Source organism: Acinetobacter sp. CY79 (assembly GCF_059515845.1).
Map to the genome: position 1 here is coordinate 35,135 of NZ_JCAKMY010000020.1, position 17,655 is coordinate 52,789.

Annotated in this window: 18 protein-coding genes; 6 read left to right on the forward strand and 12 right to left on the reverse strand. The window is 40.8% G+C overall.

Going from position 1 to position 17,655, the window contains the following annotated elements; genetic code table 11:
- Nucleotides 1–14 precede the first annotated feature (14 nt).
- The 3 genes from gpmI to lptF all read right to left on the reverse strand — a co-directional run bounded on the left by gpmI (nucleotide 15) and on the right by lptF (nucleotide 3,917).
- A complete protein-coding gene (gpmI, locus tag AC5YCE_RS09900) occupies nucleotides 15–1,562 on the reverse strand; it encodes a 2,3-bisphosphoglycerate-independent phosphoglycerate mutase (RefSeq protein ID WP_496171930.1) in 1,548 nt (515 codons plus the stop codon).
- Nucleotides 1,563–1,746: 184 nt separating this feature from the next.
- Complete coding sequence (lptG, locus tag AC5YCE_RS09905; RefSeq protein WP_496125963.1) at nucleotides 1,747–2,817, reverse strand: LPS export ABC transporter permease LptG; 1,071 nt, start codon at nucleotides 2,815–2,817, stop codon at nucleotides 1,747–1,749.
- Nucleotides 2,817–3,917 carry an LPS export ABC transporter permease LptF gene (gene lptF, locus AC5YCE_RS09910; protein WP_496171931.1) on the reverse strand — a complete coding sequence of 367 codons (1,101 nt, stop codon included), beginning with the start codon at nucleotides 3,915–3,917 and terminating at the stop codon, nucleotides 2,817–2,819. Before lptF ends, lptG begins: the two co-directional genes overlap by 1 nt.
- A 142-nt stretch (nucleotides 3,918–4,059) precedes the next feature.
- Between lptF and AC5YCE_RS09915 the strand changes: the two genes are divergently transcribed.
- From AC5YCE_RS09915 to AC5YCE_RS09930, 4 genes are all read left to right on the forward strand, one after another.
- Entirely contained in the window at nucleotides 4,060–5,499 is a 1,440-nt protein-coding gene (locus AC5YCE_RS09915) for a leucyl aminopeptidase (RefSeq protein WP_496171932.1), read from the forward strand.
- Nucleotides 5,492–5,899 carry a DNA polymerase III subunit chi gene (locus AC5YCE_RS09920; protein ID WP_496171933.1) on the forward strand — a complete coding sequence of 136 codons (408 nt, stop codon included), beginning with the start codon at nucleotides 5,492–5,494 and terminating at the stop codon, nucleotides 5,897–5,899. Before AC5YCE_RS09915 ends, AC5YCE_RS09920 begins: the two co-directional genes overlap by 8 nt.
- Nucleotides 5,900–5,937: 38 nt before the next feature.
- Nucleotides 5,938–6,558, forward strand: a complete 621-nt coding sequence (blhA, locus tag AC5YCE_RS09925) for a cell division protein BlhA (RefSeq protein WP_496171934.1) — start codon at nucleotides 5,938–5,940, stop codon at nucleotides 6,556–6,558.
- Nucleotides 6,559–6,695: 137 nt separating this feature from the next.
- Nucleotides 6,696–6,914, forward strand: a complete 219-nt coding sequence (locus AC5YCE_RS09930; protein ID WP_496125958.1) for a hypothetical protein — start codon at nucleotides 6,696–6,698, stop codon at nucleotides 6,912–6,914.
- Between the two features lie 93 nt (nucleotides 6,915–7,007).
- On the opposite strand, the gene AC5YCE_RS09935 is transcribed toward AC5YCE_RS09930, so the two are convergent.
- The 7 genes from AC5YCE_RS09935 to glnK form a co-directional block, all read right to left on the reverse strand.
- Entirely contained in the window at nucleotides 7,008–7,553 is a 546-nt protein-coding gene (locus tag AC5YCE_RS09935; RefSeq protein ID WP_496171935.1) for a VTT domain-containing protein, read from the reverse strand.
- A 113-nt stretch (nucleotides 7,554–7,666) separates the two neighbouring features.
- Nucleotides 7,667–8,326: a riboflavin synthase gene (locus tag AC5YCE_RS09940; RefSeq protein ID WP_496171936.1), complete on the reverse strand. Its 660-nt coding sequence runs from the start codon at nucleotides 8,324–8,326 to the stop codon at nucleotides 7,667–7,669.
- A gap of 29 nt (nucleotides 8,327–8,355) precedes the next feature.
- Nucleotides 8,356–9,648, reverse strand: a complete 1,293-nt coding sequence (locus AC5YCE_RS09945) for a DNA adenine methylase (RefSeq protein WP_496125955.1) — start codon at nucleotides 9,646–9,648, stop codon at nucleotides 8,356–8,358.
- Nucleotide 9,649: 1 nt separating this feature from the next.
- Nucleotides 9,650–10,756, reverse strand: coding sequence for a bifunctional diaminohydroxyphosphoribosylaminopyrimidine deaminase/5-amino-6-(5-phosphoribosylamino)uracil reductase RibD (gene ribD, locus AC5YCE_RS09950; RefSeq protein WP_496171937.1), 1,107 nt, complete (start codon nucleotides 10,754–10,756; stop codon nucleotides 9,650–9,652).
- 41 nt (nucleotides 10,757–10,797) lie between these two features.
- Nucleotides 10,798–11,259 (reverse strand): transcriptional regulator NrdR, encoded by a 462-nt coding sequence (gene nrdR, locus AC5YCE_RS09955; RefSeq protein ID WP_496125953.1) that lies wholly within the window; start codon nucleotides 11,257–11,259, stop codon nucleotides 10,798–10,800.
- Nucleotides 11,260–11,429: 170 nt separating this feature from the next.
- Nucleotides 11,430–12,830: an ammonium transporter gene (locus AC5YCE_RS09960; RefSeq protein ID WP_496171938.1), complete on the reverse strand. Its 1,401-nt coding sequence runs from the start codon at nucleotides 12,828–12,830 to the stop codon at nucleotides 11,430–11,432.
- Between the two features lie 61 nt (nucleotides 12,831–12,891).
- A complete protein-coding gene (gene glnK, locus AC5YCE_RS09965) occupies nucleotides 12,892–13,230 on the reverse strand; it encodes a P-II family nitrogen regulator (protein ID WP_004650081.1) in 339 nt (112 codons plus the stop codon).
- Between the two features lie 275 nt (nucleotides 13,231–13,505).
- Here glnK and AC5YCE_RS09970 point away from each other — a divergent pair, with 275 nt between their 5' ends.
- Together AC5YCE_RS09970 and AC5YCE_RS09975 are read left to right on the forward strand one after the other, a co-directional pair.
- Nucleotides 13,506–13,733: an accessory factor UbiK family protein gene (locus tag AC5YCE_RS09970; RefSeq protein ID WP_496125951.1), complete on the forward strand. Its 228-nt coding sequence runs from the start codon at nucleotides 13,506–13,508 to the stop codon at nucleotides 13,731–13,733.
- Between the two features lie 77 nt (nucleotides 13,734–13,810).
- Nucleotides 13,811–15,298 carry a YifB family Mg chelatase-like AAA ATPase gene (locus AC5YCE_RS09975; protein ID WP_496171939.1) on the forward strand — a complete coding sequence of 496 codons (1,488 nt, stop codon included), beginning with the start codon at nucleotides 13,811–13,813 and terminating at the stop codon, nucleotides 15,296–15,298.
- Nucleotides 15,299–15,373: 75 nt separating this feature from the next.
- On the opposite strand, the gene AC5YCE_RS09980 is transcribed toward AC5YCE_RS09975, so the two are convergent.
- The gene (locus AC5YCE_RS09980) at nucleotides 15,374–16,135 is read right to left on the reverse strand and encodes a TorF family putative porin (RefSeq protein WP_496171940.1); all 762 of its coding nucleotides are present in this window, start codon (nucleotides 16,133–16,135) and stop codon (nucleotides 15,374–15,376) included.
- A gap of 359 nt (nucleotides 16,136–16,494) precedes the next feature.
- The gene (locus AC5YCE_RS09985) at nucleotides 16,495–17,262 is read right to left on the reverse strand and encodes a TorF family putative porin (RefSeq protein ID WP_496125948.1); all 768 of its coding nucleotides are present in this window, start codon (nucleotides 17,260–17,262) and stop codon (nucleotides 16,495–16,497) included.
- Between the last annotated feature and the right edge of the window lie 393 nt (nucleotides 17,263–17,655).

The window sequence follows — 17,655 nt, forward strand, 5'->3', positions numbered from 1 at the left end:
TTTTAAACATGCTCTTATGATTTTAATGTCACAAGATTACGCCCTTTCATATCACTTGGGATTGGTAAATTCATTAAGCTCAACAACGTTGGTGCGACATCGGCAAGCACACCACCTTCTGCAATTTCCGCAGGCGTTGGGCCAACATAAATGAAAGGCACATGCTCAGTGGTATGCTGTGTGTGTACTTGACCGCTGACATAGTCTTGCATTTGTTCAACATTACCATGATCAGCTGTGATCAGCATATGACCTTTTTGTGCCATAACAGCATCATAGACACGACCAAGACTGATATCCACCGCCTCAACTGCTTTCACTGCAGCATCAAATACACCTGTATGTCCGACCATATCACCATTGGCATAGTTCACCACCAATAGATCAAACTCACCTGAATTGATCGCAGCAACCAACTCATCTGTCACTTCATAAGCACTCATTTCAGGCTTTAAATCATAAGTGGCTACATTTGGAGATGGAATCAAAATACGTTTTTCACCTGGATATTCATCTTCACGACCACCACTAAAGAAGAAGGTCACATGCGCATATTTTTCAGTTTCAGCGATACGTAATTGAGTCTTACCTAAATTTGACAGATATTCACCAATGGAGTTCACCAACGGCTCAGGCATATAGGCAACTGGTGCATCAATCGTTGCTTGGTAACGCGTTAACATGACAAATTTCGCTAAATTTGGCACAACTTGACGTTCAAATCCTGCAAAGTCTTTTTCAACAAATGCTTTGGTGATTTCACGCGCACGATCGGCACGGAAATTCATAAATACAATGCTGTCGCCATCTTCAACTTTCGCAATCTCACCGATACGCGTTGCTTTCACAAACTCATCAGACTCATCTGCTGCATAAGCGGCTTCTAGACCTTCAATAGCAGTGGTAACGGTACGCGCTGCCTCACCTTCAGTCAGTAGTCGATAAGCCTGTTCGACACGATCCCAACGATTGTCGCGATCCATGGCAAAATAACGACCAATCATGGTTGCGATACGACCTTGACCTGGATATTGAGCAAATAAAGCATCTAATTTTTCTAAAGAAGGTTGAGCACTTCTTGGCGGTGTATCACGACCATCTAAGAAGGCATGTAGATAAACTTGAGCACCACGTTTTAATGCCAACTCAGCCATCGCGACAATATGATCTTGGTGAGAGTGAACCCCTCCTTCCGACAATAAACCGAGAATATGCACGGCTTTATCATTTGCTTTGGCTTTTTCTACAGCATCAATCAGCACTTCATGTTCGAAGAACGCGCCAGTACGAATATCTTTGGTAATACGAGTAAAGTCTTGATACAACACACGCCCTGCACCAAGGTTCATATGACCCACTTCTGAGTTACCCATTTGACCATCAGGAAGACCGACATCTTCACCTGAACCTGAAATTAAACCATGCGGATGATTGTTTTTCATAGCAGTTAAATTCGGCGTTTTTGCTGCTAAAAATGCATTATCCTCTACCGCTTCACGATGCCCCACACCGTCCATAATTACCAATACGTGTGGGATTTTGCCAGCAGTTGCATCCGTCATGATGTACACTCTTTTGTTTACAAATTAATCAATCTATCTTACCTTTTTTCAAGGTAAGACTCTATCTGAACACGATGGCTTTGACTCATCTCCACCATCTCATGTTCAATTTAAAAAATCTTTTACTTCACACTGATCGGACACAATGATCATATAAAGCAATAATAAAGTAATAAAAGAAAGCTTAACGCGCACGATAAAGCAGGTAGCTCCCCACTCCGAACATTAAAATAATAGGTAAAAATACAAACCATGCAGGTGAGGGTGAATACACTAAACTTGCATAACCCAAGAAATCTTGTAAGTAATAAAAACCTAAACCAACAAAGAGCGCAATCACTAAGCGAAAACCCATTGACTGTTGGCGTAAGGGTCCAAAGATAAACGAACAAGCGATCAAAACCAAAGCCAACAAGGCAAATGGAGCACTGACTTTTTGCCAAAATGCCAATAAATAGGTCTTCGGTACTTGGCTGTATTCATGCATATAACCCATGAAGCTAATCAGTTGGCTCGGTGCTAAATCTTCTGGATCAATGGTCACCATATGCACGTATTTCGGTTGCAAGGCCAAAGCCAAATCTTGCTTCTTGGTTTGAAGCATTTGTGAATCACCTGTTTTCAGAATATCCACTTGTTGAGCATTTGTTAAGCTCCACTGACCGTTTTGAATAAACTGACCACTTTCTGCTTTTAACACTGAATTTAAACGATATTCATTGTCAAAGTCATACATATCTACATTGTTCAGTTTCCCTTGGGAATTTGCATAATCAATATAGATATAGCGCTGACCTTCGCGCGTCCAATAGCCTTTCACCTCACCTAATTCAGCTGCAGAACGGTGACTTTTGACACTTTCAGCTTTTTCGCTGGTATAAGGAATCACATATTCACTTAAGGCAAATGAAAGCACGACCAAAAGCATCGCTGAGCGCATGACCCAACCCACGATACGCCATAGGCTGATCCCCGATGCACGCATGACAATGAGTTCACTGTTCGATGCCAGCGTCCCTAGGCCCAAGACCGCCCCAATTAAGGCTGAAATCGGTAAAATTTCATATAAATACTGAGGTGCACCCCAAAGGACATAAATCAGTGCTTGCCAAGCGCCATAGCCTTCTTTCAAGCTTCCCAATTCACCCATATAGGTAAAAAGTACCTGTAAAGCAGACAAAATAGCGGTTGCACCGAGCATCGCAAGTGCAGTCGTCTTGGTCACATGTTTGGCGACAATTCTACGTGCTAACATTAAGATCTCACCTGCTCAATACGCTTTTTCAATTTAGGCGCTAATTTTTGTTTTCTGGAGAAAATAGCGGCAGCCACTGCATAAATCAATAACACAGCAGGATATGCCCACATCCCCATTTCATCTTTAGATACACGCGTTTTAATCGCCATCAATGCCACAATCAAACTGGCAAAAATCAGTAAGGCAGGGAATAATTTTAAGTAACGCCCTTGGCGAGGACTCACCTCAGACAAGGCGGTGGCTAACATCAATGCCACGATCATGGTGAAAGGGACAAACAATCGCCAACCTAATTCACTCGCAACCACTGGATCTTGGCGTGCTTCAAGCAATTGACCGATCGGTAAGGCTTCAACTTCAGCGCTTTCAAATTTTGCTTCTTTATCACTTTCTAGCCGTAAACGATAGGACTCAAATTCGGTTTGGCTGTACTGCGGACTGTTTGGATAAATCTCATATCGGCGACCGAGTGTCAGATCAACTACACTCGCTGAGTCATCTGCCATTTCTACACGTGTCGCTTCTTTCGCCAAAATCATGACATCGGGCTTACCCGCTTTTTCGGCACGTTGATAAAAGAAGACTTCTGTTAAATTCTTACGATCGTCTGACAAGGAACCTGCATAGATTGTATAAGGCCCCGATGAGATAAATTCTTTAGGTCGTACCAAGTCAAAGCCTGAACGCACCGCCTGACTGGTGGTTAGCTGTTCAAATTGACGAATCCCCCAAGGTGACATCCACACCATCAAAATCGTTTGCACCACCAAAAAACACACGGTTAATGGCATTAATAAACGTGCTAACTGGTTTCGACTCACCCCACTTCCATTGAGTACCGCCATTTCGTGATCGACATAAAGTCGACCAAAAACCAACATCAAACCAATAAAAAAGCCTAGAGGTAAAATAAGGGTCAAGAATTCGGGTAAACGATAACCAATGATGCTAAACAAAATACTGGCATCTAAACGTCCTTGTGCTGCCACACCAAAATACTTGATCAAACGCCCACCCATCATAATGAGTGTCAGTAAAGATACGACGACTAAAGAGGTCGACAAAACTTGTTTGACGAGATAACGTCTGATAATCAAAGTAATCTTCCAAAATGGGGTGAATTCGGCTAGCGCTAGTTTACCCGAATGTTAAAAATATAAAACCTCATTGAAATTCTATCATTGGTAGTGGTTCAATGGTTTAATGATTTAAAACGTCTCATTAGGCACACATAAGCATATGAAACTTACTATTAATACGTCATTTCCCGAGAATTCGTCTAGCCAACATTTGTTGATTTTAGTTGATGCTGAAAATATTCAAACTCAATATACAATCAACGGCTTAGACCAAGCGATTCAAGCGACACAGTTTAAAGCAACACTTAATGAAAGCTTAGCTTTGATTGGAAATATCCAACAGCAAGCCAACAGTGCTTTACTCGGTTTAGATAAAGCAGCTGAGCTGAAGCCTGCTAAACTTGCGAAAATCGCACAAAATATTATCAAAGCGACACAAAAAAAATTCAAACACATCAGTATCGATATCTCTGCATTGCCTGTGGAGCATCATTACTTATTTGCCTTGGCTTTAACGCAAGCAGATTACCGCTACGATCAATATAAATCTAAAAAAGCTGAAACAATTTTAGAACACATTGATTTGATCGCGACTGAATCAACCTTGGATGATACACAAATTGCATTAATTGCTGCCGTTGAACAAGGTCAATCTACAGCGCGTGATTTAGGCAACTGCCCTCCAAATATCTGTTTCCCAGAGTATTTAGCTGAACAAGCGCTGCAACTTGCTCAAGAATTCCCAGCGCTTGTAAAAGTGACTGTGCTCGATGAACAGCAATTGGCTGATTTAGGCATGAACGCTTTCCTCGCAGTGAGTAAAGGTTCTGAACGCCCAGGTCGTGTGATTACCATTGAATATCTTGCAAAAACAGAAGATGCTCCAGTGGTTCTCGTGGGTAAAGGTGTGACCTTTGATACTGGTGGTATTTCTTTAAAACCAGGCTTAGGCATGGATGAGATGAAATACGATATGTGTGGTGCTGCATCTGTTCTAGGGACAATGCGTGCACTTTGCGAATCTAAACTTCCAATTCATGTAGTCGGTGCAATCGCTGCTGCTGAAAACATGCCTTCTGGTCATGCAACACGTCCAGGTGACATCGTTACGACCATGAGTGGTCAAACCGTTGAAATTCTAAATACAGATGCTGAAGGTCGCTTGGTGTTATGTGACACGCTCACCTATATCAAACGCTTTAATCCTGCATTGGTGATTGATATCGCAACCTTAACAGGGGCCTGTGTTGTTGCACTCGGTTCTGTACTCTCGGGTCTATTCTCACCTGATGATGAATTGGCTCAAGAGATTGAAACAGCAGGTCAACAATCCTTTGACCGTGTATGGCGTATGCCCGTGATTGATGATTACCAAGAGCAACTGGATTCACCATTTGCAGATATTGGGAATATTGGTGGACCGAAAGCAGGTGCAGTCACTGCTGCTTGTTTTTTACAACGCTTTACTCGCGACTATCGCTGGGCGCATTTAGATGTTGCTGGTACAGCATGGAATTCGGGTGCCGCCAAAGGGGCTACAGGTCGTCCTGTTCCACTTTTAGTTCAATTCCTTGCAAATCGTGCGAAGCAGAATGGCTAAAATTAGCTTTTATCTTTTTGAAAAAAGCCCTGAACGACAAGTCGAAAGCACTTGTCGTTTATGTCGTAAAATCTTACGACAAGTGGCCAAAATTTGGATTCACTGCCCAGATCAAGAGGTTCAACAGCAGTTAGATGAACGGTTGTGGAGCTTTGATCCACAATCTTTTTTGGGGCATGGAATTGATCAAGTTGATTCACCTATCTGTATTTCTGCGGGATTACCCGATCAATCAGACTGGATTGTTTTTAATTTTAACAATCAGCCACTTGAACAAGCGATGCAATTTAGTCACATTATTGAAATTGTTGAGAACGACGAAGCGGCTAAGCAAGTCGGCCGAGAAAAATATAAAGCTTATCGTCGACTCGGTATCTCTCCACAAACCCATAAGCTCTAACAGAATATGCATAATACCTTTGAACAAGGAGAAATACGGTGACACTTAATGTCGGTCAGGATTTTAAGAAACGCTGGCTCGGTGCGCCTGAAGCCGTACGTGAGGCTTTTTTAGATGATTTAGGTCGTATCAGTGATTTACTCACGCCTGAGTCCAATATACAAACGTGGCTGGACAATGATCAAAGAGCTCAACAAGTTGCACAACTTAAAATCGAACAAGCCTATGCCGATGAAAAAGCACGTCTAATTGAAGCTACACGTATTCGTAAACAACTGGCTTTAGAAAAATCATTGGCTGAGAAACGCGCTGAACAAGATGCCTTTAATCAGCAGTTGATTCAAGATGAACTCACCCGCTTTCAACAACAAACGCAAGACCTTCATGCCTTACGCCAAGACATTGATCAAGAAATACAACAATATAGTGAACGCTACACTAAAAACCCGGATGAAGTCTTCAACTTTGCTCGTGGCAGTGTCCACATCAGCGATAATCAAATCCAAAATGAACTGGAGAGCGTTCGATTAAGATTAGAACTTGAAGCAGAAATCCAAATTGAAGAAGCAGTAAAAATATTCCGTGAAAAACTTAAAATCGCGGCTCAAGAAGAAATTGAATATATATTGAAACACGCAGAAGATGAAAAAAATGCATAAAATGGTGCGTTTTTCATTCTAATTAAACTTTGTCATTAAACTGAAATATTATTGAAACAAGATATTCATATTCCGATGTCATCGGAATTTTACCCATTTATAAATCGACTTATTTTACTTTAAATTAGGAAATTCAAATGGATATTTTGAATCAACTCACAAACGAAATTGAAAAATTATCGGTTGGAGAGAAAAGAAATATTACTGCTCAAGAACTTTTTTTGAGCCGTAATGATTTCCAGTCTATTTCAGCCTATCTTACTCGCGAAGCTGAAAAAGGACATTTTTCAATTTCTAAACATTCAGAAATGACCTCCCATCTTGCACCCATATCTCTTACCGTTATAAAACACTAAATACAGATACCGATAAGCCCACAAAAGTGGGCTTATTTTTTTCAATCAATTTTATTTCAATACTTTGAATTATCATGGTGTCATTGATCGTTATTATAAAATTGAAATAACTGTCGACAACGTTTCTCCAACACCATAGCCAATTGCCAACAATACACCGATCCAAACAAATCCGCCCAATACGTTATAAAGCGTAAAACTCGCGAAATTCATATGCGTGGCACCCGCAGCAAAAGGTGCAAAAGAACGGACAAAAGGAATAAACCGTGCGACCAAAATGGTCTTACCCCCATGTTTGATAAAATAGTAATTGGTCTTTTCAATATATTCTGGCTTGAGATAACGCGTGTGTTTATTAAAATATTTGAGTCCCAGCCAACGACCTGTGTAGTAATTGACGGTATAGCCCAATACACTGGCAATAAATAAGGTTAAGCCCATATAATTTAAATGAATGAGTTCAGTTGTAGAACATAGCGCACCGATCGCGATCAGCAAACTATCACCGGGCAAGAAAAACATAAAAACTGAACCCGTTTCAGCAAAAATTACCAAGAATAAAATGGCATAAATCCAAACACCATACTGCTCTAATAGCATCGGCAGTAATTGTTCAAGATGTAGTAAAAAATCAATCATTCACACGTACTCGTTGCATGTTGTTTCTCCACATCATTTCTAAGATATAAAGTTAAATGTTCACAAAATAAAACAGCCTAATAAATTAGGCTGTGTTCTATTTTAGTCTGTTTTTAGCGCAAAAAACCATTGGCAGCTAAAAAATCCATACTCAGTTTTGATTCAGGTTTCTGTTCAGCAGCCCGATCACCCAAGAGTAAACGTTCAATATAACGTGCTAAAACATCCACTTCTAAGTTGACCTTCGTGCCAGTTTTCCATGTCCCAATATTGGTTCTTTCAGCTGTGTGCGGAATCAAATTTAGACTTAAAATATTTCCACGCAAGTGATTAATGGTCAAGCTGATCCCATCCACAGTTACAGAACCTTTTCCAGCCAAATACTTTGCGATCTCAACCGGTGCAGTCACTTCAAAATACAAAGAACGTGCATCCTGACGAACCACGGTAATTTCACCCACAGCATCGACATGACCACTGACAATATGCCCGCCAAAACGTGTGGTCGGTAGCATGGCTTTCTCGACATTGACAGGCTGCCCAACTTTCCATTGCCCCACAGTTGAGCGGTTTAAGCTTTCACGAGAAACATCCGCAGCATACCAATTGTCACCCCAGTCAATCACAGTTAAGCAAATACCATTCGTTGCAATCGAGTCGCCTAAATGTACGTCTGACATATCCAAGTTACTTTGAATACGTAAACGAATATCGCCACCTACACTTTGAAGACTTTCAACTTGACCTAAACTTTCAATAATGCCTGTGAACATATCTGTATCTCTAAGTATTCTTTCATTTTTTACCACAAATCGAGCTGTGTCGCGACGCCTGTCGCATCGACACCACCTAACTCAGCATAGTGATGCAACTGACCCAATAACTGACGAATCGGAGGCCCCGATTTGGCATGTGTATCGGTAATTACAATAAACTCAAGCACGCGTGCACGTTCAGATTGACGTTGTTTACTGACACGATAGCGTGGGACATCTTGCGTCAATAAAGTGACACGACCACGCTCTAAATTGGCTTTAAGTAAATCACCCGCTTCAATATTACCATCGGTTGAATAACTGGTCAGAATGTAACGTGCATTGATGGTCGACAATAACTTTTCATAGGCTTCTTTGGCATATTTTGAAGAGTTATAAGGACTTGGGCGTTCTTTACGCCAAGCACGATCAATTCCACTTTTATAACCTTTGGTGTCTGGTGTCGGTAAATCGACTTGATCCCATAAGGTCAATGCATTGAGTACATGATAGTTACTGCTGTATGCATGCTGATTATACGGTGGATCTAGATAAGCCACATCGACTTCAAAACCGCTCATCTGATTCGCCAAATGTTGCGCATCAACACACCACATTTCAGCCATAGGCACCTTAGGGTCGCCTATTTCACAAAAACGATTCGGCGTTAACCACAATAATGACTCAATCCGTTCCAATGCGGTTTGCGTCTTGCCACCCCAACCATGGTGAAAGCTTTTAAATACACCAGAGGTGTTACTGACAAAGCTCGCTGAATAGAGAAGTGGTGACAATAAAGCACTCATTTCAACATCATCGATTGCACCTTGAGCCTGCCACGTTGCAATTTGCTGACGAATCGCGTCAATTTTCATTCCATTACGGCGTTTGAAGAACAAACGATCTCGACTTGGATCATAAATTTCGTCATTGCGGGGGCAAAGGTTATGCGTGACCCAACCTTTGACTTCAGGTAAGCGGTTTAAATAATCTAAGGCCTTTTGATAACCACCTAACTCTTTAAATGGAGGGGCATCTGTGCAAGATAAGATCGCATTATTCAATGCATGACTATATGGTTCCCAGTCATTGGCAATCACACGATAGCCATTCTGACGAGCCAAACGTGATACCACGCCACTACCTGCAAAAAAATCTGCAAAAATAGGCGCACGAGCATTTTTATTGTTCAGCGTTCCTGTGCTTTCTAACGCTTCTAAAATAAGATGCAATAAACGACGCTTGTTGCCTAAATAAGGCACAAGTTGATTAAATAAGTATTCATCTGTAGTTCGTGCTGCATGACGACGTTTATGGTAAACCGTTGACTCTGAATTCATACTAACTCTTAGAAGGGGTGAGTTTTAAACGGATATCGCCACCCACTTGGGTAAGCTCATTCAGTTCAAAACGAAGTTGTTCTGCCATACTGATAAATTCAGCATTGAACATGGCACGAGCAGATTGACCAAGAAAAGTTGGTGCAATATAGCTGATCATTTCATCAACCAAATTTTCCTGCAAAAAAGCAGTCGAAAGGGTTGCACCTGCCTCAATCAATACATCATAAATTTGAAAATCTTTTAATGCTTTTAACAAATCAGTGAGCGACTGAACTTCAAGCTGAATCACGCCAAGCTGAGCCAGTTCTGGACGAAAAGGTCCCATGACCATGACTGTTTCTGGATGATCCAATAACTTTGCATCTAAAGGTAAACGGCCTTGACGGTCTAAAATAACACGCTTCGGCTGTACAATCTGTTCGACATTCGCATCAGGCAGTTGACGTACATTGAGTTGGGGATCATCCGCTAAAACAGTTTCAATACCCGTGATTACTGCGCCTGAGATGGCACGCCAATGTTGGACATCCAAACGTGCTTCGCTTCCTGTGATCCATTTTGATTCACCTGAAGCCATCGCAGTCCGCCCGTCAAGACTGGATGCAACTTTTAATCGGACATAAGGCATACCTGTGAACATTGCCTTTAGAAAGCCTTTGTTCAATTGTTTGGCTTGTTCTTCACATATCCCTACTTCGACTTGGATACCTGCTTGACGCAAAATATCAATACCCTTACCTGCCACCAATGGGTTTGGATCCATACATGCAACGACAACTTTCTTGACACCTGCTTCAACCAAACCTTTAGCACATGGAGGCGTTCGACCATAATGTGCACAGGGCTCTAGAGTTACATATGCAGTCGCTCCACGCGCAGTTTCACCTGCTTCACGAAGTGCAAAAACTTCCGCATGGGGTTGACCTGCTTGAGGATGAAAACCCTGACCAACCATCTGCCCATCTTTGACAATCACACAACCGACATTTGGATTGGGTCGCGTTGTATATTGCCCTTTTCGAGCCAAAGCAATCGCAGCGCGCATCCATGCTTGATCTTGCTGATGTGAATCAAGTTGATTCGGCTCATGGGGAAACACAGACATAATTTTCCTAAATCTGAAATGAAGAACAATGGCGCAGAATGTTAATCAGAATCTCGATTTTGCATTTGTTCAATTTGACGACGAAATGCTTCTACATCTTGAAAATCTTGATAAACCGATGCAAAACGTACATAAGCGACATGATCCAGTGCAAACAATGCCTTCATCACAATTTCACCAATGGTACGTGATCGAACATCACGCTCACCCAAACGGCGAATTTGCAGTTGAATATCACTGAGCACAGTTTCAATCTGCTCTTGTGTTACAGGACGCTTTTGTAATGCATGCATCAATGAACGGCGAAGTTTTGCCTCATCATAAGGTTCATTTTTACCATCAGATTTGGTGACACGCGGCATCACGACTTCAAAACTTTCAAAAGTCGTAAAACGTTCATTACAAGAAATACATTCTCGGCGACGACGAATTTGACAGCCTTCAGCAGCTAAACGAGAGTCTATGACTTTACTGTCTGCCGCGTTGCAAAATGGACAATGCATAGCGTTTTAATTGAACAATTTGTATTTGAGCTTAGTGTAGCAAAAAAATATTCGATTGTTGAGCTTTCCTCAATATATAGAAAAAAAACAGCCCATCGGGGCTGTTTGATACAATATATTGATATTTCTTTTTAGCGAATCTATTGTTTCATTGAATCTATCATAGTCAATTATTCAATGCGTTCACCATGTTGACTCAAATCGAGACCCATACGTTCGTCATCATTTTCAACACGGATACCGATCACAAGATCAATCACTTTAAGAATAATAAATGTTAATACTGCTGAGTAGGCGATCGTTGCCAGTACACCTTCAACTTGTACCCATAATTGACTTATGACATTCGTCGGTGCTTTATCTCCCATGATGAATTCGCTGGCAAAGAATGCGGTCAAAATTGCACCCACGATACCACCGACACCATGTAGACCAAAGGCATCCAACGAATCATCTGCTTTCAGTGCACGTTTAAGCGCAGTAATACCCCAGAAACATACGACACCACCGATCAGACCCATTGCCAATGCACCATCAACAGTCACAAAACCAGCAGCAGGTGTAATCACAACCAGACCCGCCACAGCACCCGATGCTCCACCAAGTACAGAAGCTTTACCACGAACCACTTTTTCAGTGATTAACCAAGCAATTGTTGCTGCCGCTGCGGCAACTTGAGTCACAACCAATGCATAACCTGCTGAACCATTCGCGCCCAAAGCAGAACCACCATTGAAACCAAACCACCCAACCCAAATTAAACTTGCACCGATCACAGTCAATACAAGGTTATGCGGTGCCATTGATTCACGACCTAAGCCCATACGCTTACCCAGCATGTATGCAGCCACTAGACCAGCAACACCAGAGTTAATATGGACAACCGTACCACCGGCAAAATCTAGTGCACCGTCGTTACCTAACCAACCACCACCCCATACCCAGTGAGTAATCGGCGCATAGACCACGATTGACCAAATGGTAATAAAGGCTACGAAAGCTCCAAATTTCATACGCTCTGCGATCGAACCTGTAAGGATGGCTACAGTAATAATGGCAAAGGTCATTTGGAAAATAACAAAGAGAATTTCAGGAATCGTACCAGTGAGTGCTTCTGTCGTGATGCCAGACAGCATGACTTTGTCTAAACTACCGATAAAGGCATTTCCTTCACCAAAGGCAAGACTATAACCGACTGCAACCCAAGTGATACTTACGATTGCTGCTGCAACAAAGCTATGCGCCATTGTGCTCAATACGTTTTTCTTACGAACCATACCGCCGTAGAACAACGCCAAACCTGGAATCGTCATTAAGAGTACAAGTGCTGTGGACACTAAAATCCATGCTGTATCACCTGTATCTAATTTTGGTTGTTCTTTTACAACTGGAGCCTCAACCGCTGTTGGTAATTCTGCAACAGTATTAGGGGCAACAGCTGAAGATGCTTCAGTTGCAACAACTGCAACACCTTCTGTCACTACGGGTTCTGACACAACAGTCTCTGCCCATGCAGCAGAACCACCTAAAAGTGCGCCAGATAAACTCAGCGCAAATAGCATCTTTTTCATTCGTATCCCCCAACCTCATTTTTTTGCGAGTTAGGTCTAACTCAGCAAACTTCGTGCCAAATTAAACAGCGTCTGCGCCAGTTTCACCTGTACGGATACGGATAACTTGCTCTAAGTTAGTTACGAAAATTTTTCCGTCACCAATTTTGCCAGTGCTTGCTACACGTGTGATTGATTCGATCACTGAATCAACCATTTCATCACTGATTGCAATCTCAATTTTGACTTTTGGTAGGAAATCGACGACATATTCAGCACCACGATAAAGCTCTGTGTGACCTTTTTGACGACCAAATCCCTTCACCTCTGTGACGGTAATTCCTTGAACGCCAATTTCAGAAAGTGCTTCACGCACATCATCGAGTTTGAATGGTTTAACGATTGCTGTTACAAGTTTCATGTTGTTTTCCTTCGGCTTTTTTCACCAGTAAGGTTTTATGTTCAAATTTCATGCCAAAACTTCATAATGGTTGGGGTGATTAATCCATTTCGGCAAGAAACATCTTATACCTTATTTTATACTTCTACGGATGTTTAAGCTTTAAAAAAACATACAATTTTTGATCGTAAATATTCATCTTGTTATTGGTTTGTCCTATGCTCTATGCTTATATGTAGGGGCTACAGAGAAGCGATGTTACAATGCAAATCAATACCCTGTATTTTGGATAGCACATGATCGAAACATTATTACAAGCTATATTAGAACAGCTAGATCAACCTAAAAAAGACGTTGAAAATAATTTACGTGCATTGCTTAATGAGGCGGTCACTAAAATGGATTTAGTCTCTAAAGATGAAATTGAGCGTCAAAAAACTGCCCTTTCAAATGCCAATACACGCCTTGATCAACTCCAGCAGCAAGTCAAAGCTCTAGAAGCGCTGATTCAGCAGAAGCACTAAAACTGCACTCTAATTGTGCATAATGAAAACAAAACGATTAAAAATAAATCAAAAATAAAAATATCAGGTTTAGAACTATGTCTTTTGCAAAAATATATACCCGAGCTGTACTTGGCTTACATGCCCCTCTCATTGAAGTAGAGGTGCATGTCAGTCAAGGCTTGCCCTCTCTGACCATTGTCGGCTTGCCTGAAGCTGCTGTTCGCGAAAGTAAAGATCGTGTCCGTTCTGCCATTATCAACAGCGGTTTTCTATTTCCTACCAAGCGTTTAACCATCAATCTTGCGCCTGCTGACTTGCCTAAAGATGGTTCTCGACTGGATCTTCCTATTGCTTTAGGCATCTTGATTGCATCAGGGCAACTCCCTGAAAATGTCACAGATGAATATGAATTTATTGGTGAGTTGGCATTAGATGGTCTATTACGACCTGTCAGTGGAACCCTAGCTATTGCGATGGCTTGTCAGCTCGCTCATCATAAATTGATGCTTTCTAGGGCAAATGCGGATGAGGCTTCTCAATTACCTGATTTTGAAGTGTTTGGGGCAAAAAGCTTAAAAGAAGTCTGTGATCATTTTCTAAAAACGCACCCTATTGATGCATTTTCAAGCACAGTTAAAAAGCAGAATAATATGTATAAGCATGATCTGGCTGATGTCAAAGGACAACTGAGACCACGACGTGCTTTAGAAATTGCCGCAGCGGGAGGTCACTCAATCTTATTTAAAGGGCCGCCTGGGACGGGTAAAACATTATTGGCTTCTCGCTTGTCCAGCATTTTGCCTCCACTGACAGCGCAAGAAAATTTGGAAGTTGCCAGTATTTATTCTATCGCTAATACGCAACATCTTTTTGGACAGAGACCCTTTCGAGCACCTCATCATACGGCTTCAGCCGTTGCATTGGTCGGCGGTGGTTCTCATCCTAAACCGGGTGAAATTACACTCGCCCATCTTGGCGTTTTATTTTTAGATGAGCTTCCTGAGTTTGACCGTAAAGTCTTAGAGGTGTTACGCCAACCGTTGGAATCAAAAGAAATCGTAATTTCTAGAGCCTCTCGGCAAATCACTTTTCCTGCGAATTTCCAATTCATTGCAGCAATGAATCCATGTCCTTGTGGTTATGCATTTAATCAAGACAGCCGCTGTCAATGTTCTGCTGAATCGATTAAGCGTTATCAAAATCGAATTTCGGGTCCTTTACTCGACCGTATTGATTTGCATATCGATGTTCCGCCATTAAAATCACAAGATTTACAAGATCCCAAACCTGTTGAAAATTCTGAGACTGTCAGAGCGAGAGTGATTGAAGCTTACCATCTTCAAATGAAACGACAAGGATTTTTGAATCAGGCATTGACCCCTCAACAATTGGAAATCTATGCGCTTCTCGATGAGCCTTCACAAAATATCATCGCTATGGCGCAACAACGTTTGAATCTTTCAGCACGTGCTTATCATCGTATTTTACGCGTTGCTCGTACCATCGCAGATTTAGACCTGAGTGAAAAAATTCAGTCCTCTCATTTGACTGAAGCATTGTCTTATCGAGAACAAAATACTTAAATTATTGAATGGACTCATTCATCTAAAAATAACCTACATAAAAAGCCCATTCTTGGGCTTTTTCCTTTTAAAGTATTAGAACGTATTGGTTAACGTAAACACCGCGCCTGTTTCATAACCACGTTTAACACTAGAACTCATACCATCCGTATCAACATTTGAGCCCACAGCGGCTAACTCAGCAGTCACACTTGGAAGTGCTTTAAAGTTATACGTTAGCCCTGCTTTCCAGTCGATATAATTGTCATCACCATTGAAAAACTCATCTTCATCAATAGTTGTATAACCGACACCTACGACACCACCAAAACCCGAAGATCCCAGTGGCGCAGAATAAGTGGCATTGACATTCCAGCTGTCTAAGTCAGCACCTGCATAGTCATTGGTAAAATTCACATTGGTTAAAATACCATCGCCCGCTATTAAAACGTCATTGAATGTCATTTTTCCATAAAGTTCTAACCAGTTCAGATCGCTAGCGCTTGGGTAATTGTAATAAACCAAACCGACATCCAATACTGGCTTACTTGCGAAATTATCCAGTGTGGTTGCATAACCAATCGAAGGATCAAGCTCTAAGCTTGGGGAGCCTTCACCAAAATCTACATTTGAACCCCATAGACCAAAATAAAGACCCGAAGTATGACCCAGTGTAAAGCCAGCTTGTACAGCAGGATCACTCGAGGTTTGAGTCAAACCACGGAAACGATAATCTGAAGTGACTGCCGCCGAACCACTAAAACTTAAGCCATATGGTAAGGCTGGAGTTTCTGCAAAAGTGATGGTTGATGCAGATGTAGCAACTGCTAGACCGAGTGCTTTTAAAGTTAGTTTCATTTGATATTCCCCTACATCATCGCTTAAAGGCTTTTTTGTGATAATTGATAAACTCGTAGGATGAATAGCAATAGCTATGCCAAATCTTTAAAGACAAATAGCTAAAACTCGATATTGAATAAGCAAATTATTATTTTTAAATGATATTTAAAACAACTCAAACACCTAATTTCTTGATCAATATCCATATTTTACAATAAAAAAAGGATTTCTCATTTTTTAAACTCAGCATCAATTCAATTTATACTTTCTGGAAATATGCCTTTTTTTGAGACTAAAACTTAACTACGCCATAAATTTACGCATAAAAAAAGTGCATCGCCTAGCGCGATACACTTTTGATTTATTTAAAAACCGTTTTAAAAACTATATGTCACAGCATAAACCAAATGATCTTTGAGTTTTTCATCATAACGATCTCGACCGCCCCAGATATAATCTAAACTCATTTCAATACCTGTATCGAGCAACGGTTTACTGAGTCCTAAACGAACTTCATTCATTGCGAAATCATGAGCTGTTTGGACAATAGAATCATCGCGACCATCATTATAAATAGAAGCTCCCACACTGGTATTCAAAGAAAATTCATATGGCAATGCATAACTGTAGGCAGCACTAAGGTAAACATCTCCTGCGTTACCATAATCTGCGTCTGCTAAACTTACCGTGAGGCCTAAGCTCAAATCTTTATAACTCACATCATTCACCAGATCATAGCCCGTGGTAGAGCGCTTTTCTGTCCGATCATCGTTATAAGTATGACCACCATTTTGATAAACATAGGCCATGATTTGTGAGCTATAGCTCCAATCATCATTGATCGAATTTGCAAAACCAATAGAGAAATCATGTTCTGAACCGTGATCTCGCCCTTTGGGATCATAATCTAAAGTTGATCCCCAATAACCAACAAAAACGCCGCTGTTATGGGTATAGGTTAAGCCACCTTGAAGTGCGATATCATCATTTTCGACACCACCACGATAAATATATTTAGTGACTGCACCAATATTTCCAGAAACCACACCATTTAAAATTGAAGGCTTGTCTTCTGCAAAAGCATTTGTAGCTAAAACTGTTAGGGAGATACCCAAGCTTACAACTAATTTTTTATGAATTAACATTACATTTCACACCGATTATTTGTTGGTATTGTATTCAAATAAAAATAAATATTGCTAAAAATTTAGATTTTTAATGATGAATTGAATGTTGAAAGCTAAAAACTTATTGATGCATCGGATTTATGTATCGGAAAATCATCTGATTCGCGATGTACTTAATTTATCCAAAAAGAGTGTTTAACATTCTTATAGAAAAAATTAATTTGAAGAATTTCTAAAATAATTTTAATCATTTGAAAATAAAAAAATGAAAAACATCTATCAATTTATGCCCACTTTTTACTAAAACAATGTTTTTTATAATTTTAAATAATGTTAAAGCTTTATATTTCAATCAATCTTCCCAACGCTCCATATACCAACATCTTATAACCATTTGATGAAAAAAAATTA